General features: G+C 32.4%; 22 protein-coding genes and 1 pseudogene. 6 read left to right on the forward strand and 17 right to left on the reverse strand.

Features of this window, described 5'->3' with window-relative positions; translation table 11 throughout:
* The first annotated feature begins 213 nt into the window (after positions 1-213).
* Positions 214-1,353, forward strand: coding sequence for an alpha/beta hydrolase (locus BM238_RS06350; protein WP_090079368.1), 1,140 nt, complete (start codon positions 214-216; stop codon positions 1,351-1,353).
* 85 nt (positions 1,354-1,438) lie between these two features.
* Here the strand turns inward: BM238_RS06350 and purE are convergent, their stop codons facing one another.
* Positions 1,439-1,939, reverse strand: coding sequence for a 5-(carboxyamino)imidazole ribonucleotide mutase (purE, locus tag BM238_RS06355; RefSeq protein WP_090079369.1), 501 nt, complete (start codon positions 1,937-1,939; stop codon positions 1,439-1,441).
* Positions 1,940-2,009: 70 nt separating this feature from the next.
* Between purE and BM238_RS06360 the strand changes: the two genes are divergently transcribed.
* Complete coding sequence (locus BM238_RS06360) at positions 2,010-2,918, forward strand: DMT family transporter (RefSeq protein ID WP_233741931.1); 909 nt, start codon at positions 2,010-2,012, stop codon at positions 2,916-2,918.
* 219 nt (positions 2,919-3,137) lie between these two features.
* Here BM238_RS06360 and BM238_RS06365 read toward each other — a convergent pair whose 3' ends face one another.
* Together BM238_RS06365 and BM238_RS06370 are read right to left on the reverse strand one after the other, a co-directional pair.
* On the reverse strand, positions 3,138-4,244 hold the full coding sequence (locus tag BM238_RS06365; RefSeq protein ID WP_090079370.1) for a 5-(carboxyamino)imidazole ribonucleotide synthase: 1,107 nt from the start codon (positions 4,242-4,244) through the stop codon (positions 3,138-3,140).
* A 25-nt stretch (positions 4,245-4,269) separates the two neighbouring features.
* The gene (locus tag BM238_RS06370) at positions 4,270-4,827 is read right to left on the reverse strand and encodes a DUF1543 domain-containing protein (RefSeq protein WP_090079371.1); all 558 of its coding nucleotides are present in this window, start codon (positions 4,825-4,827) and stop codon (positions 4,270-4,272) included.
* Positions 4,828-4,934: 107 nt separating this feature from the next.
* On the opposite strand from BM238_RS06370, the gene BM238_RS06375 reads away from it, so the two are divergent.
* On the forward strand, positions 4,935-5,252 hold the full coding sequence (locus BM238_RS06375; RefSeq protein ID WP_090079372.1) for a GIY-YIG nuclease family protein: 318 nt from the start codon (positions 4,935-4,937) through the stop codon (positions 5,250-5,252).
* Positions 5,253-5,442: 190 nt separating this feature from the next.
* Here the strand turns inward: BM238_RS06375 and BM238_RS06380 are convergent, their stop codons facing one another.
* From BM238_RS06380 to BM238_RS06410, 6 genes are all read right to left on the reverse strand, one after another.
* Positions 5,443-6,501: a diphosphomevalonate decarboxylase gene (locus tag BM238_RS06380; protein WP_090079373.1), complete on the reverse strand. Its 1,059-nt coding sequence runs from the start codon at positions 6,499-6,501 to the stop codon at positions 5,443-5,445.
* 48 nt (positions 6,502-6,549) lie between these two features.
* Positions 6,550-8,307 carry an AMP-dependent synthetase/ligase gene (locus BM238_RS06385; RefSeq protein ID WP_090079374.1) on the reverse strand — a complete coding sequence of 586 codons (1,758 nt, stop codon included), beginning with the start codon at positions 8,305-8,307 and terminating at the stop codon, positions 6,550-6,552.
* A gap of 9 nt (positions 8,308-8,316) precedes the next feature.
* Positions 8,317-9,327 (reverse strand): NAD-dependent epimerase/dehydratase family protein, encoded by a 1,011-nt coding sequence (locus BM238_RS06390; RefSeq protein ID WP_090079375.1) that lies wholly within the window; start codon positions 9,325-9,327, stop codon positions 8,317-8,319.
* A 290-nt stretch (positions 9,328-9,617) separates the two neighbouring features.
* Entirely contained in the window at positions 9,618-10,400 is a 783-nt protein-coding gene (locus BM238_RS06400) for an alpha/beta fold hydrolase (RefSeq protein WP_090079377.1), read from the reverse strand.
* A gap of 27 nt (positions 10,401-10,427) precedes the next feature.
* Positions 10,428-11,147 carry a pyridoxine 5'-phosphate synthase gene (locus BM238_RS06405; protein WP_090079378.1) on the reverse strand — a complete coding sequence of 240 codons (720 nt, stop codon included), beginning with the start codon at positions 11,145-11,147 and terminating at the stop codon, positions 10,428-10,430.
* 3 nt (positions 11,148-11,150) lie between these two features.
* Positions 11,151-12,410 carry a mechanosensitive ion channel family protein gene (locus tag BM238_RS06410; RefSeq protein WP_090079379.1) on the reverse strand — a complete coding sequence of 420 codons (1,260 nt, stop codon included), beginning with the start codon at positions 12,408-12,410 and terminating at the stop codon, positions 11,151-11,153.
* Between the two features lie 72 nt (positions 12,411-12,482).
* On the opposite strand from BM238_RS06410, the gene BM238_RS06415 reads away from it, so the two are divergent.
* Positions 12,483-12,974, forward strand: coding sequence for a DUF456 domain-containing protein (locus tag BM238_RS06415; RefSeq protein WP_090079380.1), 492 nt, complete (start codon positions 12,483-12,485; stop codon positions 12,972-12,974).
* Positions 12,975-12,978: 4 nt separating this feature from the next.
* Positions 12,979-13,485 (forward strand): hypothetical protein, encoded by a 507-nt coding sequence (locus BM238_RS06420; protein WP_090079381.1) that lies wholly within the window; start codon positions 12,979-12,981, stop codon positions 13,483-13,485.
* On the opposite strand, the gene BM238_RS06425 is transcribed toward BM238_RS06420, so the two are convergent.
* Positions 13,472-14,113 carry a uracil-DNA glycosylase gene (locus tag BM238_RS06425; RefSeq protein ID WP_090079382.1) on the reverse strand — a complete coding sequence of 214 codons (642 nt, stop codon included), beginning with the start codon at positions 14,111-14,113 and terminating at the stop codon, positions 13,472-13,474. The two genes, BM238_RS06420 and BM238_RS06425, sit on opposite strands and share 14 nt — an antisense overlap.
* Positions 14,114-14,130: 17 nt before the next feature.
* A complete protein-coding gene (locus BM238_RS06430) occupies positions 14,131-14,634 on the reverse strand; it encodes a GNAT family N-acetyltransferase (protein WP_090079383.1) in 504 nt (167 codons plus the stop codon).
* A gap of 79 nt (positions 14,635-14,713) precedes the next feature.
* Between BM238_RS06430 and BM238_RS06435 the strand changes: the two genes are divergently transcribed.
* Positions 14,714-16,861, forward strand: a complete 2,148-nt coding sequence (locus BM238_RS06435) for an endonuclease MutS2 (protein WP_090079384.1) — start codon at positions 14,714-14,716, stop codon at positions 16,859-16,861.
* A 134-nt stretch (positions 16,862-16,995) separates the two neighbouring features.
* On the opposite strand, the gene BM238_RS06440 is transcribed toward BM238_RS06435, so the two are convergent.
* The 6 genes and pseudogenes from BM238_RS06440 to BM238_RS06460 form a co-directional block, all read right to left on the reverse strand.
* Positions 16,996-18,294 carry a glycosyltransferase family protein gene (locus BM238_RS06440; protein ID WP_090079385.1) on the reverse strand — a complete coding sequence of 433 codons (1,299 nt, stop codon included), beginning with the start codon at positions 18,292-18,294 and terminating at the stop codon, positions 16,996-16,998.
* A 53-nt stretch (positions 18,295-18,347) separates the two neighbouring features.
* Positions 18,348-18,497, reverse strand: a complete 150-nt coding sequence (locus BM238_RS14650) for a GIY-YIG nuclease family protein (RefSeq protein WP_317040683.1) — start codon at positions 18,495-18,497, stop codon at positions 18,348-18,350.
* 29 nt (positions 18,498-18,526) lie between these two features.
* A pseudogene (locus BM238_RS14655) lies at positions 18,527-18,601 on the reverse strand (GIY-YIG nuclease family protein); the annotation flags it as partial.
* 111 nt (positions 18,602-18,712) lie between these two features.
* A complete protein-coding gene (locus tag BM238_RS06450) occupies positions 18,713-21,298 on the reverse strand; it encodes a YfhO family protein (RefSeq protein WP_090079386.1) in 2,586 nt (861 codons plus the stop codon).
* 13 nt (positions 21,299-21,311) lie between these two features.
* Positions 21,312-21,545, reverse strand: a complete 234-nt coding sequence (locus BM238_RS06455) for a hypothetical protein (protein WP_090079387.1) — start codon at positions 21,543-21,545, stop codon at positions 21,312-21,314.
* Positions 21,546-21,565: 20 nt separating this feature from the next.
* Positions 21,566-22,621, reverse strand: a complete 1,056-nt coding sequence (locus BM238_RS06460) for a DUF6263 family protein (protein WP_090079388.1) — start codon at positions 22,619-22,621, stop codon at positions 21,566-21,568.
* Between the last annotated feature and the right edge of the window lie 42 nt (positions 22,622-22,663).

Below are 22,663 nucleotides of genomic sequence, written 5' to 3' on the forward strand. Positions count from 1 at the left end.
TCCATTACAATCTTTTTTCAAATTCCTCCGTCATTTAAAAAAAGGATTTCCATTTCTATCCGGGCTATTAAGACAAGCGTTTCTTTTTTTTGCAAAGAAGCATTTTAGTACAATAAGAATTCTGAAAATTTATATATTCCAAAAGAATATTCGTTTTTTTGTAAATTTTAGACAATCAAAATTCCCTAACTTTGAAATAAACATATTCACTAAATGAAATATTATTTTTTGCTTTTCGCACTTTTGATCAATGCTTTAATTTCCGCCCAGATTGCATTTAAAATAACTTCGCTACCTGAAAATACGCCAAAAGATGCTAAATTTTTTATGGCCTCTTCATCAAATAATTGGAATCCTTCAGATCCAAATTTTCAATTTATAAATAACGGCGACGAAACTTTTTCATTAGAAATTCCAGAAAATACAGAAAATTTTGAATATAAAATCACCGAAGGATCATGGGATTTTGCAGAAGGCGATTTATATGGAAACACTTTAAGCAACAGAAAATACAATGCTTTAACGGAAAAAAATCCCGTAAATATTCAGATACTTTCCTGGCAAAAACTTGCAGAGAAAAAAAATACTTTGTCTTCAAACGTCACAGTTTTAAGTGAAAATTTCAGTATTCCGCAATTAAAAACTACTAGAAAGATTTGGATTTATCTTCCGCCAAATTACGCAACGTCAAAGAAAAAATATCCCGTTGTTTACATGGAAGATGGTCAAAACTTATTCAATGATGCGACTTCTTTTTCCGGCGAATGGAAAGTCGATGAAACATTAAATGCGCTTTTTTCCCAACATAAAACAGATGCTATCGTTATCGGAATTGAAAATGGCGGCGCAGAAAGACTCAATGAATATTCCCCCTGGATCAATAAAAAATACGGCGGAGGAAAAGGCGATTTATACGTTGATTTTTTAGCAAATACCTTGAAACCTTTCGTAGACAAAAATTACAGAACTTTAGCACAACCAAAATATACGGGATTGATTGGCAGTTCAATGGGTGGATTAATTTCGTTTTACGCCGGCGTAAAATATCCAAACAAGTTCGGCAAACTGGGAATTTTTAGTCCAAGTTTTTGGTTTGCACCCGAAGATCTGACTTTCTATATTCGCAAGAATGCCAAGAAATTAAAAAACTCAAAAATTTATTTTTACGCCGGTTTAAAAGAATCTGAAGATATGGTTCCCGATATTCAAAAAACCGAAGCAGAATTAATAAAATTAGGCGTTCCTAAAAAAAATATCAGAGATAAATTCAGCGAATACGGCACACATTCAGAATCTTATTGGTCACAGGAATTCGGACAAGCCTTTGAATGGTTGTTTGAAAATAATAAATAAGAATTCACTTTCACAAATATTGCAGATAAGACATTACAGATAAAAAAATCTGCTCAATCTGTGAAATCTGCGAGAAAATTAAAACCTAATCGTAAGAATTTGGATGCAAATCTTTAATTTCATCCACAGTTCCCAGAACTTTTTCCGTTAAAGAATTTTGAAAATCTTCCAGTTTTTTCGCTAAATTTTCATCAGAAGTTGCCATAATTTTTGCTGCCAAAATTCCGGCATTTGTTGCGCCGTTTAAAGCAACCGTTGCCACAGGAATTCCCGAAGGCATTTGCAAAATAGACAAAACAGAATCCCAACCATCAATAGAATTTGAAGATAAAATCGGCACGCCAATTACGGGTAAAGTCGTGCAACTTGCGACCATTCCGGGCAGATGTGCAGCACCTCCGGCACCAGCAATAATTACTTTTAAACCTCTTTTTTTTGCCGTTTTTGAATAATCAAACAATCTTTCTGGCGTTCTGTGCGCAGAAACAACTGTCAATTCATACGGAATTTCTAAAGATTTTAAAAAATCTGCGGCCTGTTCCATAATTCCCAAATCACTTTTGCTGCCCATTATAATGCCGACCATTTCTATTTTATTTTGCTGATTAACACCGTAAAGATACTAAACATCGCCTGAAAATAAATATCTTCGTACCGTGAAAATTTTAGATCTGAAGAACTTTAAATTAATTGCGGCTATCGTCATCGTTGCTGCAGTCTGGGGCACTACTTTTCTCGGTATTAAAATCGCCGTTCAAACCGTTCCTCCTTGGTTTGTAGCAGGTTTTCGACAATCTTTGGCAGGCGCAATCCTATTTTTTTATCTCATATTTTCCAAAAAATTAAAGTGGTTGGGATGGAAAGGTATGTCGCAGCAATTTTTAATTTCAACGCTTATGTTGGTCGGTGCCAACGGCTTAACGACTTTGGCCGAAAAAAACGTGACTTCAAGTTTGGCGTCTTTAGTTTCCTCGTGTTCACCGATCTTAGTATTTATTTTAAGTGCTATTTTTATCGTAAAAGAAATCAAAACCCGTTCGTTAATTGGCGTGGCGCTGGGATTTTCCGGTATTATTCTAATATTTTGGGACGGTTTGAAAGATCTGGTTAATGAAAATTACAGAACAGGATTAATTTTAATGCTTTTCGCCGTCGCAGGTTGGGCAATCGGCACTGTTTACAGCAAACAAGTCTTAAACAATAACAAAAATATTATACTGAATTTATTTTACCAGTTTTCTTTCGCCGGCGTGGTTCAGATCATTTTTGGCTTCTTATTTTCACCCGTTATAAACTTTGAAAGTTGGGATCAAAAAGGATTTTTAGCCATAATTTACCTCGGTATTTTCGGCTCTTTGATCGCCTTTTTCTGCTTCAATTACTTGCTGCAAAGATTGCTTCCAACGCAAGTCGCCATACTTTCTTACGTCAATACCATTATCGCCATATTTTTAGGCTGGTTGCTTTTAAATGAAGAAATTACCGTGAAATTTCTGATCGCGGCCGTTCTAATTATAACCGGCGTTTTTATCACCAATTACAAACCGAAGATCAGCAAAGTTTAATTTTTTAGGGCGCACATTTCCGCCCTCCACTCCCAATCTTTTTGCAAACATGAACATTAAAAAAAAGAAAATTTTTTAAAGCAAAAAGGATTTCCGTTCAGGTCGGGGCGCGGTTTTTCGTGTATTCAAATTTATTTTTCCAATTGAAGAGTTATTATCAAAAAAATCTGCGCCATCTAATAAAATCTGCGAGAAAAAATTTGATCAATTAAATTTTCATTAAGAAATTACCTTTACCACAGATTTGATATGAATCAATTTTTCTAAAAGTTCTTCCCGTGAATTAGCCAAAACATTGATATGCCCCATTTTCCGTCCGGGTTTTGTATCATTTTTACCGTAAAGATGAACGTAAGTTTTTTCCAATTTCAAAACTTCGTCCAAACCTTCATATTTTACTTCTCCCGAATAATTTTCAGCACCAATCAGATTCAACATGCCGCTAAATCCGAAAGAATCTGTGTCTGCCAAAGGAAGATTTTTCAAAATGCGATACATTTGCTCAAACTGCGAGTTAGAGTTTCCTTCCTGCGTTTGATGACCGGAATTGTGCAATCTCGGAGCCGTTTCGTTCACCCAGATTTTTCCTTTTTTATCTAAAAATAATTCAATGGCAAATAAACCCGCAGATTTTGCCGCTACTTTAAATTTTTCAACAATTTCAGAAATTTGCGACTCAATATTTTCAGATAATTCAGTCGGACAAATATTAAAATCCAACAAATTTAATTCCGGATCGGCGACCATTTCTGTCACAGGAAAAGTTTGAGATTCGCCATTTTCATTAATGGCCAAAATCACGGATAACTCTTTGTCAATATCAACCAAACTTTCAATGACTGAAGGTTCGTTCCAAAGTTTTTCTAAATCATTTTCAGACTTAATAATTTGCACGCCTTTTCCGTCATAACCGCCGGTATTTAATTTTTGAACAAAAGGAAATGGAAAATTTAATTCACTTTTATTTTGAATAATTTGAAAATCAGGACTCGGAATTTCATTTTGTAAATAAAATTCTTTTTGCAAAATTTTCTGCTGAATGATTTTAATAATTTCCGCGGAAGGAATGACTTTTATACCTTCTTTTTCCAATTGAAAAAGCGCTTCAACATTCACATGTTCAATTTCAATACTAACTACATCTTTGTCTTTTCCAAAATCTAAAACAGTTTGATAATCATTAAAATCACCTTTTGAAAAATGAGAAATATTTGCACAAGACGCATTTTCCGAAGGATCTAAAGTATAAATTTCATCATCATATTTTAAAGCATTCTGTATAAACATTCTGCCCAATTGTCCGCCACCAAGAATTCCGATTTTCATATTTTTAGGTTGTAGGTTTTAAAAATTATTTTAAACTTTTTAAACTGAAATATCCAATATTTGTCACATTTTTCTGAACTTCTGTGTTGGTTTTTTCCACAACAATAGAAAATTTTTCTTTTATTTCCGCTGAAAGTAGATCTTCAACTTTATAAATATCATCAATGTCAACGCCATATTTATCATCAATATGACTTTCTGCGCCAGAGAATCCCATTGTTTTATAAAACTCAGTTTTCTTCACACGTCTAATAATTTCCGACATTTTTTTGCCAACCATTAAATACTTTTCGTGAAATTCATCAAAAAAATTCGGTTTGTATCCACCAAGATTGATGAAAAATAAATGTTCAGTTTCAGTTATTTCATTGTTTCTTGGAACAATTTTAACTTCAAAACCATCTACAAACCGCACTTCCTGATAAGCATCCAAATGAAATTTACCTTTCGTTTCCGGCCAAAACGCTTTTATTTCCGGGATCAGATCTTTTATATTTTCAGCAATACCAAAAAAAACATCGTGTTGCTCCGTGTTTCTGCCTTTTGGTGTTGCGCCAACAATAATGTAGAAAAGTTTTTGCATGATTTAAAAGTTGTACAAAAATAATGTAATTTTAAAGAAAAAATAATAATTACAAATCATTTTTGTCATTCCGAAGGAATCTAAGCATAGTAAAGAATAATAAAACGATGATCGAAACCAGCGATGGAATCTACACTTTTTACGTTTATATTTTAATGAATCAACGTAAAACGGTTCTTTACACTGGTGTAACAAATAATTTACATATCAGATTACAGCAGCATTCAACGAATGTAAATCTGAATAGTTTTACAAGTAGATATAATGTCCACTTTCTAGTACATTATGAAAAGTTTGATTGGATTCAAAATGCTATTTTGAGAGAAAAAGAAATTAAAAGTTTTTCCCGTCAAAAGAAAATGGACATGATCCGAAAATATAACCCAAATTTAGATTTTCAAAATCATCTTTTTGAACTGAAATAATTACATTTTTACTTTGCTTAGATTCCTTCGGAATGACAAAAATGTGGTTAAAACCATTTTACCAATTAATTGTTCTATTTTTTCCCCAACTTCCTGTTCCAACTTCAATAACTTCCATTTTGTAAAAAATTAAAATTATTAATAAAAGAATCATTAAAACAATTAAAAGCACTTTAAGTTTTATTTCATATTAAAACCTCATTTCATCTTTCACAACGCCGCCTTTCTGAGTAAACTGTAATAATTCACTTTCAATAAAATGTTCGATTTTTGCGCAATCATTATCATTTGGAAACAACAAATGCACATTTGCGCCAGCGTCCAAAGTAAAAAATAGAGACAAATTGGTTTCTTTTCTAAATACCCAAATTTTATTGATAACTTCCAATGTTCCGGTTTTCATTAAAATAAATGCTGGATCACTCATCATCATCATCGCATGTAAAGTCAAGGCTTCATGCTCAACTAAAGTGATAAATTCTGCTAAATTTCCATTTTTAAGAATTTCTTTTATGACCACAAAGTTATCACGCCCCTCCTGAAAGCGTGTTTCAGCGTAAGGATTGTTTTTCATTAAACCATGACCAACCGTTGAAGAAACACTTTTTTCACCTTCGTGAATCAATAAAACCCAATCTTTAAAATTTTTACAAATCTGATGAATTTCTGTGTCGGGATATTTTACCGCAAAAAGATCTGAACTTCCTTCTACAACTGGCGTTTCGCCCCAGACTACCAAACCATTATATAAACTTCTGCACGCACTTCCACTTCCCAATCTTGCTAAAAAAGAGGCTTTTTGGTTGGTGGTTGTTAGTTGTCGGTTGTCGGTAAATAAATTGTCCAAATCCATCAAACATTTTGCGATCGCACCAAAACCTGAAGCAGAACTCGCAATCCCAGAACTGTGTGGAAATGTATTTTCTGTCGAAATTTTATAACTTCCCTTTAAAATCCATGGCAAATAAATTTCAATTGTTTTAAAATATTTTTCAATTTTTAGAGCAAAATTCTTTTCTTCATTTCCGGACAAAAAGGTTTCGACAGAAAATTCTTCATTCGGAAAGAACTGCATTTGCGTCACCGTTCGGCATTCGTTTAAAGTAAAACTAATGCTTGGATTTGCAGGAATCTGATTTTCAAATTTTCCCCAATATTTTATTAAAGCGATATTTGACGGACAGGAATTTTCTACTTTCTGCGGGGAAAGTTGAAAGTTTTGCTCGCCAAAAAAATCTTCGTTTGTCATTTTCTTATTTTAAAGTCTAACATCTCAAGTCTAAAATCTAAAATCTTCTTAATACATTTCTTCTATTAAATCATGGTATTTTTTCAACACCACATTTCTTTTAATTTTTAATGTAGGTGTAATTTCACCAGCGCTGATCTCAAAAGCCTCAGGCATTAAAATAAATTTCTTAATCTTTTCAAAAGAGGAGATTGATTTTTGAATTTCACTTATTTTATTTTCATAAAACTTATGAATTGCCGGCAACTTTACCACATTTTCCCACGAATCCAAGTTGATATTTAATTTCGGTAATTCTTTTTCTAAATTTTCAAAATCCGGAACAATTACCGCGGTAACAAATGATTTTCCTTCTGCAATTAACATCACCTGATCTATAAACGCATCATTAGACAAGGCATTTTCCATCGGTTGTGGCGCAATATATTTGCCATTTGAGGTTTTCATTAAATCTTTAATTCTATCCGTTATTTTAAGATTTCCTTCATTATCAATTTCACCAGCATCACCCGTTTTAAACCAACCATCTTCCGTGAAAACTTCGGCAGTTTCTTTGGGTAATTTATAATAACCCTGCATGATGCTACTTCCCTTGACTAAAATTTCATCATTTTCACCGATTTTTATTTCCACGTCACCAATTGATTTTCCCGCCGTTCCATGTCGATAATTTTTAAATGGAAAAGCCGTCAAAGTTGCCGTGGTTTCAGTCAAACCATAGCCAACAGTAATATGAATTCCCATTGCATCAAAAAATCGCGTAATATCTTCGGACAAAGACGCGCCGCCACAAGGCATAAACCAAAGTTCACCGCCTAATTTCTTCTTTATTTTGTTAAAAACCAGTTTATTAGCAAAATAATTTTTAAAAATTAAACCTAAAGAAACTGATTTATCTTGTCTTTTTAATTCAGAAATCTCAGTTCCAACTTTAATTGCCCACTTGAAAACTTTCTTTTTAGATTCTGAACCTTGATCAATGGTTTGATTAACGCCCGCATAAATCTTTTGATAAAACCTCGGAACAGCACACATAAAAGTAGGTTTTACTTCTACCAAAGCATTTGCGATCAATTTTGTGTTTTCTAAAAAATAAACTTTCACGCCTGATTGAAGACAATAAAGCGTCCAGCAATGTTCAAAAATATGGCTTAAAGGTAAAAATGCCAAAGATTTTTGTCTGTCAAAGTTCTCAAATTTGAAAAAGTCAGTATGTGCCTGAAACGTTTTTAAGAAATTTCCGTGCGATAACATTACGCCTTTTGGGACGCCTGTTGTGCCGGAAGTGTAAATTATGGTCGCTAAATCTTCGTCATTTCTTTCAACAATCTCAAATTCATCCGACACTTTTGCTATATAATCTTCCAGAAAAGCAGAGCGATCTTGCTTGATCCAAACGGCTTTTTTAGCAACGATAATTTCTTTTAAAGACTGACTTTCCTGTAAAATTTCAAGACAGTCATCATATTGTTGCTGATTTCCAACCAAAACAATTTTAGTTTCAGAATTTTCTAAAATATATGCTGCCTGTTCTTTGTTATTGGTGGAATAAATGGGAACTGTGACGGCACCCATAGATAAAATTGCCAGATCAAAAATGATCCATTCCGCAGAATTATCGGCGTAAATCGCCACTTTATCGCCTGCGCAAATTTCTGATTTTCTTAACGCATTAGCCGTTTTAAAAACCAAAGTCCTTAATTTCAACCAGGAAATTGTTTCCCAATCATCGCGCTTTTTAAATCCAATTGCGGGATTTTTTAAATATTTGTCGGAATTTATATTTAGAAATTCTGTTAAATTCATGTAATAATTTTAAACGGAAGTGTGGTCTTTTAAATAATTTTTAAAATGAAAATCAAGGCTTTCAAAAACGGGAATGAAATTGAAATTAAGTTCTTTTATAATTTTCTCGTTTGAAATTTCAGATTGATAACTGACCGATTTTATATTGACGGAATTTACCATTTTTAAAGGTTTGAAAAGCCATCCAAAAAGAAAATTTAAAAATACACCAATCTTTAAAATCCACATCGGAAGAATTTTAACATTTGATTTATTTACTTTTTGACGTAAAAAATTTGCAGTTTCTTCATAACTTTTAGTTTCTGAAATGACAATAAAACGTTGGCCAAAAACATTTTTTTCCATTAAATCAATAGAAATTTTCACCACGTCCCGAACATCGACATAAGAAGTTCCGCCAGAAAATGAAAATTGGTTATCAGTTAATTCTTTAAACAATTTTCCGCTGCTGTTTTTCCAGTTTGCGGAACCGACAATTACGCCGGGATTAATGATGATTGTGTTCAAACCTTCCGCAGAAGCGCGCCAAACTTCCATTTCTGCAAAATGTTTAGATAAAGCATAATCTGAATGGTTTTCTTTCGGGTTAAAATTAGAATCTTCGTCTAAAATTCCTTTTTCATTTACATTATCTAAAACCGCGATGGAACTGACAAAAAGAAATTTTTTAACACCCGAATTTTCGCAGGCGTACAATAAATTTTCCGTAAAATTGATGTTGCATTTCAGCATTTCACTGTTATCATCGGGATGGAAACTGACTTTCGCCGCACAATGGTAAACTTCGGAAATGCCTTCTAAAGCACTGATTAAAGAATCTTTATCTTCAAAATCTAACTCAACCCAATTTATTTTATCAAAATAAACATCGGGATTTTCTGTGTAAAATTGGTAAGAATGCCGAACTTCATCCAAATTACTTGTCGGTCTTTTTGCTGCACGAACAGTTTTTCCACGTTTTAGAAGTTCTAAAACGATGACTCTACCGAGAATTCCTGTGGCGCCAGTTACGAGGATCAAATCTTTAAATTTTGTTGCGCTAAATTACGATTTTAAAATAGTATAAATTAAAGCGATAGTCATAATAATAATCACGAAAATACTTTGTCCTTTAAAGAAACTTTTTAAGTTTCTATCCGTTCTTTCTAACTTAAATAGATCAAACGAAAAAAAATCATTACGAAACCAAACCTGTTTTCTATTTTTAATTTTCTCAATATTTTTATTTAGATAGTTTTCATTAAAATTAAAAGAAAACAAAAATATCATTATTAGTGAGAACAATATCAAAGTATTTTTCTCAAGCATTTTTATTTACTTAAAAATTCTAAAACTTCATCATGAAAGTCTTTTGGATTTTCAGCTTGCACCCAATGTCCGGCATTTTTTATTGAGATAATTTTAGAATTTGGAAACTGTTGCTTAATCAAAAATGAATCTGGCGGCAAAATATAATTTGATTTTTCGCCGGAAATAAATAAAGTTTCACCTTCGAAAATACCAAACTTTGTTGCATTTGAAACAAATTCTGCATATTTTTCAGTTAAAGTTTTAAGATTAAACCGCCACGCTAATTTTCTATTTTCCGTCCAATATAAACTTTTGGCTAAAAAATAAACCACAGATTTCTCGGGGATGAATTGGCTCAAAATATCTTCCACTTCTCCCCGACTTTTTACCTCATCTAAATTTACATCATTCAAAGCCTTTAAAATTCCTTGATGATGCGGCGGATAAGATTTTGGTGCAATATCCACCACAATTAATTTTTCGATTTTTTCCGGATATTTCATGGCGAATTGCATCACTGCTTTTCCGCCCAAAGAATGACCGAGCAAATTTGCTTTTTCGATTTTATTGGCGTTCATATAGTTTAAAATATCTTCCGCTAAATCGTCATGCGACATATTTTCAGAATGAAAACTTTTGCCGTGATTTCTTAAATCTAATAAATGAACGGGCATCATTTCCCCAAAATCTTTACCAAAACTTCCCCAATTATCGAGCATTCCAAATAAACCATGGAAAACCAAAAGTGGAATTCCTGGTTTTTCTTTGCCGTAAATTTTTGAGTGTAATATGTTTTCTTCCAATAACTTATAATTTATTAAATTAAATTTTTACCATTTTGCCAAGCGCTTTAAATACGCCTGAACCGTGTTTTCCATTCCCATGTAAAGTGCTTCTGAAATCAAAGCATGACCAATGGAAACTTCCAACAAATTAGGAATTTCATCGGCTAAAAATTTTAAATTATCTAAACTTAAATCGTGACCTGCATTAATTCCAAGATTATATTCTAAACATTTTTGAGCGGTTTCAAAATAAGGTTTTATGGCTAAATTTTTGTCTTTTGGATAATCTTTTGCGTAAGCTTCCGTGTAAAGTTCGATTCTGTCGGTTCCGGTTTTTGCCGCAAATTCTACCATTTCTGGATTTGGATCAAGGAAAACGGACGTTCTGATTCCTGCATTTTTAAATTCAGAAATAACTTCATTTAAAAAAACCTGGTGTTTTTTGCAATCCCAACCTGCGTTTGACGTAATCGCATCGTCTGCGTCGGGAACCAAAGTGACTTGCTCGGGTTTTACCTTTAAAACCATATCAATAAAATCACGATGTGGATTTCCTTCAATATTAAACTCGGTTTTTACAACAGATTTTAGGTCATAAACATCTTTTCGAGTAATATGTCTTTCATCGGGTCTTGGATGAATTGTAATTCCCTGTGCGCCAAATTCCTGCAACTTTATTGCCGCTTCTGTAACACTTGGAAATTCGCCACCTCGTGCATTTCGCAAAGTGGCAATTTTATTAATATTTACGCTGAGTTTTGTCATTTTTTAATTTTTCGTGTATTGAATTACCTGAAGATCAAATTCTTTTGCTGCCACTAAAATATGGTCAAAAATATCGGCCTGAATCTGCTCAAAATGTTCCCATTTAGAATCATTTGTGAAACAATAAATTTCTAAAGGCAAACCTTGCGGCGTAATTTCCATTTGCCGAACTAATAAAGTCCCTTCATTATCAACGTTTTTATTTTGCGTTAAATATTGAATAACATAATACCGAAAAACACCGATATTCGTGAGTTGCGCGCCATTAATTGTTTTATCAAAATGGCTCATATTTTTTTTGCTTTCAGAAATTTCTGCTGTTTTTTCTGTTAAATATTCGCTGATCAAATTAATGTCTTTCAATTTATTTAGTAATTCCTCATCAATAAATTTAAAAGAATTAATGTTAAAGTAAATTGATTTTTTAATCCGCCTCGTATTAGTTTCCGACATTACCTGAAGATTTTTTATTTCCGTAGAAAGCAGATCATAAGTTGGTATAGTGGAAACCGTTTTGTCAAAATTTAGAATTTTTGTGGTTAGAAGATTGATATCCATTATTGTTCCTTCCAAATTATATTTCGGAATTCCGATCCAGTCATTTACTTTTAAATTTTTCGAGGTTGCAACGTGAATTCCCGTGACAAATCCTAAAATCGTATCTCTAAAAACCAAAACTAAAACTGCGGTAATTGCACCTAAACTTCCTAAAATTGCAGAGCCGCTGATTTTAAATAGAATACTTAGCGAAATAATTGAAAAAATAAAGATCCCAAATATTTTTACCGTTTGATTAATTGCTCTTAAAGCCATAATCATATAAAAATCCTTTTTCCATAAATAATAAAACTCTACTGCTTTCAACATTTTAAAAATCATACTTCCAAGAACAAGTATGAAAAGAATCTTTATAATGATTTCAAGAAAATCAAAACTTTTTGGATGGCGATAAAATATTGAATATAAAGCATAACTTCCAATAAATATTGCAATTAACCTCGCTATAGATGTTGTAATTCTTGATTTGTATATTGATGTTAAAATCGGAAAACGCTCTTCATTAACGAAAAATTTAAAAATAATTTTAAATATAATCTTAAAGAAATTGCTCACTAAAAAAATTAATGCTGCTAAGAGCAAAAACTTTGCAATAATCTGCATCCACAAAACCAGATCTTCCGGGAAATATCCCTTTACAAAATAATGAATCTGATCGCTAATATCCTGCAAAAAATCTTTAGTTGTAATTAAGTCTTCTCCCATAATTGCAAAATTAACGATTTACTTTTGCTAAGCATTTATATTTAACTAAATTTATCTTTTAAACAATAAATAATGGAAGAGAGTTTAATTTTGCTTATTTCAATAGTCCTTTTAGTTATAGGACTTCTGGGAACATTATTACCAGTTTTACCTGGACTTTTACTGAGTCTTTGTGGCTTATTAATCTATAAATTTGGCGGAAATTCGGAATTAAGTATGTGGTGGATCTGGATTTTTTCAATTCTCACAATCATTTCAACAGTTTTAAATTATGTAATTCCAGCAAAAACGAATAAAAAATACGGCGGAACGCGGTACGGAAGTATTGGTTCATTTATCGGAACTATTTTGGGGATTTTATTTATTCCAATTCCTTTTGGCTTTTTAATCGGAATGTTTGCAGGCGTATTTTTCGGGGAATTATTACATGATTCCCGTGACAGAAAAAAGGCGTTTAATAGTATGAAAGGTGCTTTTATTGGATTTCTTTACGGTACGGGTTTTAATTTCCTGGTCGGTTTGGCAATGTTATTGGTTGTAGTTTTAGACATTTTTAAATATTAAAATCATGATTTATAAATTATTAATTTCGAATCTTTTTTTCATCTCATTGATAAATTGCCAAACGCAAAAAGTAGCACAAAATACATCTACTGATATTACTAAAAATGTTGTCGACGTAAAAAGTGAAAATCTAATTTATTTAAAAGAAGGTGAAACGAAATTTATAAAAGAATTACAGGCAAATATTACTTTTGTAGGAATTACTGAAGATTCCCGTTGTCCTGAAGGAGTAAACTGCATTTGGGCAGGCGCAGCAACCGCAAATTTAACTGTAATGACGACTACTTCCCGACCGATGCAAATGCAGTTGAGCACAGTTGATATGCCATCAAGAAAATTAATAAAAGCCAACAATATCGGAGATTTCCATGTAATTTTAGATAAAGTGTCACCTTACCCAAATCAAAAAATTAATAAATCTGAGCTGAAAGGTAAGTATGAAATTGTTTTAAAAATGGAAAAAGGAAATATTAAAGTTGATCAATCCTCAGATCCGGTTACCACGAAATAATATTCTTATTATTTTCTTTTAAATAAACATTAATTTTCGAAAAAGGCGCGCTTCCAAAAAAACCGCGGTAAGAAGAAAGTGGTGAAGGATGAACAGCTTTTAAAATTAAATGTTTGCTTTCATCAATTAAAACTGCTTTTTTCTGCGCAAAACTTCCCCATAAAACAAAAACCACATTTTCTTTTTTATCAGAAATTTCTCTGATTATAAAATCGGTGAATTTTTCCCAATCGAGTTTTTGATGAGAATTGGCTTCATGTGCACGAACCGTTAAAGTTGAATTTAAAAGTAAAACGCCTTGTTTCGCCCAATCATCCAATTCTTTTTTTGTTCTTTTAATGCGTAAATCATTTTCGAGTTCTATAAAAATGTTTTTCAATGAAGGCGGTATTGCAACACTTTCAGAAACTGAAAAGCACAAGCCATTTGCCTGAAAATCATTGTGATAAGGATCTTGTCCGAGAATTACGACTTTTACATCGTCAAAAGAAGTCAGTTCTAAAGCACGAAAAATCTGTTTTGGTGGCGGAAAACATGGACTTTTTGCATATTCTGATTTTACTGTTTCCCAAAGATTTTCGAAATAAATTGATTCTTTAATTGGTGAGAGAACTTCTTTCCAGGTCATATTTGATAAAATATTTTTTATTTATTTAATTCAAAAATAACATTTTCAGATTTGTTTTCATCAACTCTATTCTCATTTTTTATAAAATTAAACTTGGTTAATAATTTTATAGAATTTTGATTTCCTCTTTCAGTAAAAGCCTCAATTTTTTCTAATTTTAAAACATTGAAACCATGATCAATAATAAATTCTACGGCTTCTGACATAAAACCTAAATGATGAAATTGAGGCAACAATTCATAACCTAATTCTGCTTTTTTAAAATCTTCCGAAAACTTCCAGAGACAAACAGTTCCGATAATTTTATCGCTTGATTTCTCACAAATTCCGAAATACAAACCTATTTTATTTTCTTCATTTTTGTTTATTAAATGAATAAAATCCAACGCATCTTTCAGATTTTTTGGTTTCTTTCGCTTAATAAATTGGTCAACAATTTCATTACCTCGAATGTCAAAAACATCTTGCGTGTCATTGTTTGTGATACTTCTGAGAATTAATCTTTTAGTTTCAAAATCCATTTTCAAATTTAGACATTTTTATAAAATCAACATTAATAAAATCAATTGTGAATCATGTTGTAAATAAGTAAATTTGCATGTGCATATAACCCAAGACCATTTACAGGAATTAGAATTTGACCAACTTTTAGCAGAAATTGCGCCTCAGGCATTTTCCCCTAAAACGGTGGAAAAAATATTGGAAATTAAACCTTTAGAGTTTGATGAAGCGCAAATTTCACTTAAAAAAACTTCTGAATATCTTAGTTCATTTGAAAGCGAAAACGCGATTCCATTTCATAATTATGATGATATTGAATCTGAACTAAAATTGATGCACATAGAGAATTTTCGCTTGGAAAATAAGGCATTTATTCGCATAAAAGAAATTACTACTCAAATCGGGAAACTTCAAAATTTCTTTTCAAAATTGTCTGATAATTTTCCACTTTTGACAGAAGAAGTCTTGACTTTGGATTATCAAAAAATCATCATTGATAAAGTGGACAAAGTTTTTAACCGATTTGAAGAAGTTAAAAACGACGCTTCACCAACTTTAAAAGCAGTTCGTGCAGAAATTTCCCATGCAAAAAAAGCCATTCAACAAAATTTTAGCAAAGCACTTTCCTCTTTTGCAGGAACAGACTATTTAGATGATATTAAAGAAACCGTTATCGATGATCAACGTGTTTTAGCGGTAAAATCGGCTTACAAAAAAAGAATTGCCGGACGAATTTTAGGGCTTTCAAAAACGGGTTCTATTACTTACATTCAGCCGGAATCTGTAGTGAGACATTATTTTACATTAAGGGAAAACGAAGAAGAGGAAAAGAAAGAAATCGATAAAATTTTACGGAAATTAACTTTAGAAATTTCAGAATTTTTCCCGCAACTTTCTGACTATCAAAATTATATTTTTGACCTCGACATTACCTGCGCAAAAGCAAAATTTGCCTATAAAATAAACGGCGTTTTACCCAAAATAAATAAGCATAAAACCATGCGTTTGCTTAATGCTTATCACCCATTATTGTGGATCAGCACGCAAAAAGAAAAGAAAGAAATTTTTTCTCAATCTTTAACTTTCACGGAACACAACCGGATTATTTGTATTTCCGGGCCAAATGCGGGCGGAAAATCGATTACTTTAAAAACAGTTGGATTATTGCAATTAATGATTCAAAGTGGAATTTTAGTTCCCGTTCATCCAAAAAGTGAAATGTTCTTTTTTGATAATATTTTAACGGATATTGGCGACAATCAATCCATTGAAAATCAACTTTCTACCTATTCTTCGCGCCTAAAAAAAATGGCGGAAATGATAAAAGTAACGGATGAAAACACATTGCTTTTAATTGACGAATTTGGAACCGGTTCTGACCCAGAATTAGGTGGTGCTTTGGCAGAAGCCTTTTTAGAATTTTTCTACAAAAAGAAGAGTTTTTCCATTATCACGACGCATTACACCAATATAAAAATGGTTGTTGAGCAACTTCCAAATGCGCAAAATGCGGCGATGCTTTTTGATGAACATACCTTGCTGCCTCTTTACAAACTGGAAATCGGACAAGCCGGAAGTTCATTTACATTTGAAGTGGCACAGAAAAATAAAATCCCAAAATTTATTTTGGATTCTGCAAAGGAAAAAGTGAAGCATGATATTATCAATTTAGATAAAACCATTGTGAAACTTCAGCAGGAAAAATTTGAAGTTGAAAAACTCAAAACCAATTTAACTGAGCAAAAAGATTCGGCGCAAAATAAGAAAGACAATCTGCAAAAGTTGAATGACCAAATGGAACAGAAACTTTTTAATTTTCAAAAACTCTACGAAGATGAACATCGAAAATTGCAATTTGGGAATAAAATAGAAGGTTTTATTGATTCTTATACAAAAGGTAGATCAAGAAAAGATCTGGTGACAGAATTTGTGAAAATTTTGGAACAGGAAAAATTTCGGCGTTTAGGTGGTGATAAAAACGAATCAAAAAAACTTCAGATCGTAAAGCGAAAAATCACGCAACAACTGAAAAAAACTGATGTTCAGGAACAGATTTCAGAAACCAATACCAAAATTGAAGAGAAAAAAAGTAAAGACCGCGAAGTTTGGATGAAAGTAGGACAAAGAGTTCGCATAAAAGGTTCCGCAAGCGTGGGAACAATTGAGCAGATTTCTAAAAATAAAGTGACGGTAAATTATAGCACTTTTAAAACTCAGATTTCTGGTGATGAATTGGAAAGGGTTTGATTTAGAATCAAGATTTAAGAGTCAAGAAACAAGATTTAAAAAAATAAATTAGTCTCACTGATTTTAAAGATCAGGCAGGTTTTTTTAATATAACGATTTTGCATCTGCGTCATCTGCAAAATCTGCGAGAAAATTTAGAGATAATTTTCCAAAACCTCAATCAATTTCTTAGTCAAATTTTTGCGGGAATATTTTGAAATATGTCTTTCAATTAAGTGAGTTTCACCGCTCTTCCACTCTTGGTATTTTTTTAAAATAAATTCTTTTAAAGTTTCAAAATCTTCATAAGAAAAATGTTTACCAGAATTTGTTTCATTTAAAATTTTCTCAACATCTGCATCTTTTGGTCCGAAACTTAAAATGGAATTTCCAGTTTGTAGATATTCAAATATTTTTCCAGGAATAATTCCTTTTGATTTATCTTCCGGAAAATTAGTAATCAACAATAAATCTGATTGTTGCATCTCAAAATTAGAATCTTTGTGAGACAAATAACCCAAGTTTTTAATCGAATTTTTTAGTTCAGATTGATTTAAATTTTCTAATATTTTATCATCAATTCTACCAACAAATTTTAATGCAAAATCATTTTTAAAATCCTCATTTTCTTTTACCAAATCTTCTAAAATTTGCCAAAGATTTTCAGGATTTCGAAGTTGCTCTAAAACACCAACATAACTTAAAGTGAATTTTGCATTTTTAATTTGTTCCTGAACATTAAAAACATTTTCGTCAAAACCGTTCGTAATACAAACTGCATTTGCGCCTTTCTTACGAAAATTTTCAGCGTCTGAAAAACTTGTTGCCAAAGTAATATCAGCAGTTTCAAAAACTTTTTTTTCTAAATTTTTATGTTTTAAATCGGCTGAATTAGTGAGTTTTAAATGTTTATAATAAGAAATTTCCGTCCAGGGATCACGAAAGTCTGCAATCCATTTTAAATTTGGATATTTTTCTTTTAAACCCAAACCAATTAAATGCATTGAATGCGGCGGACCTGTTGTGACAAAAGCATCAAAATGATTTTCTACTAAATATTTCTCTAAAAATTTAATCGAAGGTTTTACCCAAAAAACGCGTGCATCCGGAATGAAAAAATTACCGCGTACAAAAATCGATAATTTTGATTTCCAGGATTGGTTTTCTTTAACGTCAAACTGTCCGGCTTTGAATTTTTTATTGGCTTTTCCGAATTTTTCTGCTAATTGATAAGGCTCCCAAATTTTGGTTTTAATAATTTCTAAATCCGGTGAAACTTCGTTTTTAAGACTTTCATCAACAATCGGATAACTTGGATTTTCGGGAATAAAAAGCGTGGGTTTCCAGCCAAATTCCGGTAAATATTTCACAAATTTCAACCAACGCTGAACGCCAGGACCACCTGCTGGCGGCCAATAATAGGAAATGATTAATATTTTTTTTGGTTGGTTCAAACTATAAATGTGCTTTTGTCATTCTGACGAAGGAAGAATCTCTATTTTCAATCTTAAACTTCATCGTTTAAAAATCGCCAAGAACGATTAAATTCAGAAATTAAATCATCTTTCTTTTTTCTCGTCCACCCTTTAATCTGCTTTTCTCTGTTAGTTGCGATATCAATATCCTGATAATGTTCAAAAAAATCAAGAAAAAACATTTATATTTTGTGGTAAAATGTCTGGAAATAGCCTCTGGATTTTTGTGCCAATAAAGTCTATTCTTTAAGTCATTAGTCACTCCTGTATAAAGAACAGTCTTCATTTTATTTGTTAGAATTTAAACGTAGTAATTATGAGTTCCTAAAGTTTTTATCATACAAAATTAATATTTTGTTAATCATCTTATGTTACCCTTAGGGACGAAGAATCTTACTCATACAAGAGATTCTTCCTTCGTCAGAATGACATTCTTAAAACTTTTATCTCTTTTTCGATAAATAAAATAAATCCCCAAACCACTTAAAATTAAAAATATCAAAAGCGAAATCAACGAAATAATTTTTCCCGTGGCGATTACTTTTGGCTCAAAAACCATTTGCAACGTGTGATTTCCGGCGGGAACTACAACCGCACGTAATAAATAATCGGCTTTAATGTAAGGAACTTCAACATCGTCAATCAGCATTTTCCAGCCTTCAGGATAATAAATTTCTGAGAAAACTGCGAGTTGTGGCGTTTTAGACTGCGTTTTATATTCTAAGGAATTCGGTTGATATTTTGTTAAATTGATAATTGCGGTAGAATCTGATTGCAAAATATAATGCTTGATATACCTTGCATCATTTATTGAAACAATCGCAGTTTTTTTAGAATCTATTATACCCAAGGAATTCAGTTCTTCATTTGGCGTTTTTACTAATTTCACATCAGAAACAAACCACGCATTTCCATTGGTTTCAGGATTTGGAACGATTTCAGGCTTTTCCTGATTACCGAAAATCATGTATTTTACATTAAGTAAATTTAAAATCTTTGGAATCACCTTTGTGTCAGAACTAAAGAAATATTTGTTTATCAAATCATCATACCGGCGTAGTTTTACCGCGTGATAGCCGCCAACGGAAGATTTAAAATAAGAAGTATTGGTTTCGCTGAATGTGCTTAAAACATTGTTATAAATGCGATAATGTGTTTCGTCTTTTTGGGCGATTGTCTCTAAAACTTTATTTACTTTAACATCATTTAAAAGTGAAATTAAATTTTGATTATCGCCAACTTTGTCAACAAGTAAATCTGAAGTTTCGGTTTGAAAAGGTTGTTCGGCAAAGGTTTTATCAACAAAATTATCTTTGTTTAAATACCTATGGTTAACTGACCAAAGATCAAATAAACTAATGGCACCAATTAGTATTAAAGCAATATTTTGCGATATTTTTTTCTTTAAGGAAAAGTATAAAATTGCGGCAACCAACGCAACATACAGGATTGCTTTTAATGCATCAGTTTTAAAAACGGAATATCTTGCGTCAACAAAATAATCCAAAAGGTATGGCGGAAAATAAGTTTTCTCTGCATCAGTATGAAATCCGAGTAAGCTTTTACCAAAAACTAATAAAATTAAAGTGAAGCCTAAAACAATAGAACTTATCCAAATTAAAATTTTCTTTTTGTAGTCTTCTTTTAAAATATTTTCCTCAGAAGTTTCAATGCTTTCATTTGAATTAAAAAACCGGTAAAGACCGACCATCGCGATCAAAGGAAACAGTAATTCGACTACAACCAAAATAGAACTAGGCGCGCGAAATTTATTATAAAAAGGTACAAAATCAATAAAAAAATCTGAAACTAAGAGAAAATGACTTCCCCAAGCAAGAAAAATCGTTAAAACTGACGCGCCAAAAATCCAATACTTATATTTTTTCCAGGCGAAGAAAAATCCTAAAATGGCGAGGAAAACAACGACCGCACCTTGATAAGCCGGTCCGGAAGTTCCCGGTTGATCGCCCCAATAAGTAGCGCTGCCAAAGCCTTTTTGAAGATTATCAACTTCCTGCTGAGAAGTGGCATTTTGCTGAACCAACTCCTGGGTTTTCTGCATCATTTCTGCAGAACCTTCTTCCTGACTTCCGCCGCCCATTAAACGGGGAATAAATAAATTTAGAGTTTCCAGTTTGCCGTAACTCCACATTAAAATTCCTTCTTTATCAATTCCAGATTTTCCAGCAGTTTGACCATCAGAATTTAAAATTTGTTTGCCACGGACGGTTTCTTTTATATATTCAGAATTGGCCAAAATTCTTTGGGAATTCATACCAACGCCCAAAACAAAAGCAACGGCTAAAATCCCTGTAGAAATTCCAAAATGTTTCCAGTCTATTTTTCCAGTTGCTGCTCGTAAGAATTCTGATAGAAAGAGAAAACCCATCGCAAGGAAAAAGTAATAGGTCATTTGCGCATGATTCGCAAAAATCTGCAACGCCATAAAAAGTGTCGTCACGATAAAGCCAACAACATATTTTTTTCTGACATAAACTAATAAAATTCCTGCTAAAAGTGGCGCAAAATAAGCAACTGTGTGTATTTTTCCATTATGTCCTGCCGCAAGTGCAATAAAAAAGTAAGTTGAAAAACCAAAAAATGTTGCACCCAAAAGTGCATACTTCCAGTTTTTAACAACGACCAAACCTAAAAGAAAAAAACCTGAAAAAAGCAAAAATAAATAGTTTGCAGGTTTTGGCAAAAGCATAAAAAAATCGTCCACGCTTCGTATCAAATCTCCGCGAAACTGCGCGCCCATTTGATATGTTGGCATTCCGCCAAACATAGAATCGCTCCAGTAAGTTTCTGAATTATTATTAGCACGAAAATCTAAAAGTTCCTTTGCACCACCTTTGTATTGGACAATATCATGCTGAAAGAGCTGTTTTCCATTTAACACCGGATTGGCATAAACGACAGCCATAATGATAAAAAGCAATAAACTGGCTGCGATAAAAATATATCTTTTGTTTTTCAGCATTGAAATTTTTCCTTTAATTTGATTTATTGTTAGGCTCTTTCACTTCTTCATAGTCCACAGTTTCTGCATCCCAATGAACTCTATTGGTAATGTGTGGTTCCTGAGGTTGATCAGCTGAAGGGTTATTTTGTGGATTTTTTTGCTGAAAATTTTTAACCACACTTCCTACAAATAATCTTTTTAGCAATCTCCAGACAAATGACACGATGATCACAACAATAATTACATCTAAAATATCTTTAAGCATAACTAATTTAAATTTTAAAATTATTTATCAGAAGGATTTACCATGACGGAAGACGTCGAAACACTCGTCATAGACTGTGATTTTTTACCGTCAGAAATCCCTTCTTTTTGAGTTGTTTTTACAGAAATGTTTTGGTTTTTGATCCACCCGGAATTTTGATCAAATGTGATCGTCCCGTTTTGCGAGAGCTCTGAACTAACAGTATGCGTAACGCCATCCGCTACTTTTTTATCTGACTTCAAAGGAATTCCACCATTTACAGCAATTGTTGCAACGCCATTATCAGCGCTTTTTAAAGTATAATAAGTCACTAATTTCATTTTTCCATCTGGTGAAGCATTCTCCGAAATATTCCATTTATCGCCAACTTTCGCGCCCTTCGCTGGAATGATAGAGAGGTTTTTTGTAAACTGATCTTTGAGAATTTTTTCGTTAAAGTTTTGTTTAAAATTAGCAATAAATCCTGTACGCGCTTGCGCATCTTTTATCATGGATGATGTGGCGGCCGATACTTTTTTGTAAACAGGATCAAAACCGGTGATCGAAAGTACTTTCCCTGATTTATCCATTTTCATATTTAACTTATTTCCTACCAAAGCGCGGTTTATTGTCCACATCATTTTTAGTTGATCTTCCTCCGGAATTGCTAGTTTGGTGTCAACAACAGAAGTTTTACCATTTGCACTTTGAGAATTTCTTTTGCTTAAAAGATTGATGCTTATATCGTAAACATTATTTTTAAGGTCATTTACGGTAAAAGACATTTCATCTGTAGCTTCGTTCGTACCACTTACTTTTTTACCCATTGGATCTGTTATTTCCTGAAGATCCCTTTGGTAAGTCACAAGCGGATAACTTTTGCCAACTTCTAAATTAAAACTTTGTCTGTAAACTCCTGCAGAATCTTTTATTGCAAAATTTTCAGAATTTGAAGAATTTTCTGTAGAATCCTTCACCGGAACTTCTATAGTAATCGTTTTACCAGTTTTCGGATCGGTTTTAGTGATTGTTTTTGTTTCTTTTTTACATGAATAAAGTGTCAAAGAAATAAGCGCAATGGCTAATATATTTTTCATAAAGATTTGTCTGAGTTATTTTAAATGCAGAGTTAAACCGCC

This window comes from Halpernia frigidisoli (assembly GCF_900113805.1).
Classification (GTDB): Bacteria; Bacteroidota; Bacteroidia; order Flavobacteriales; family Weeksellaceae; genus Halpernia; species Halpernia frigidisoli.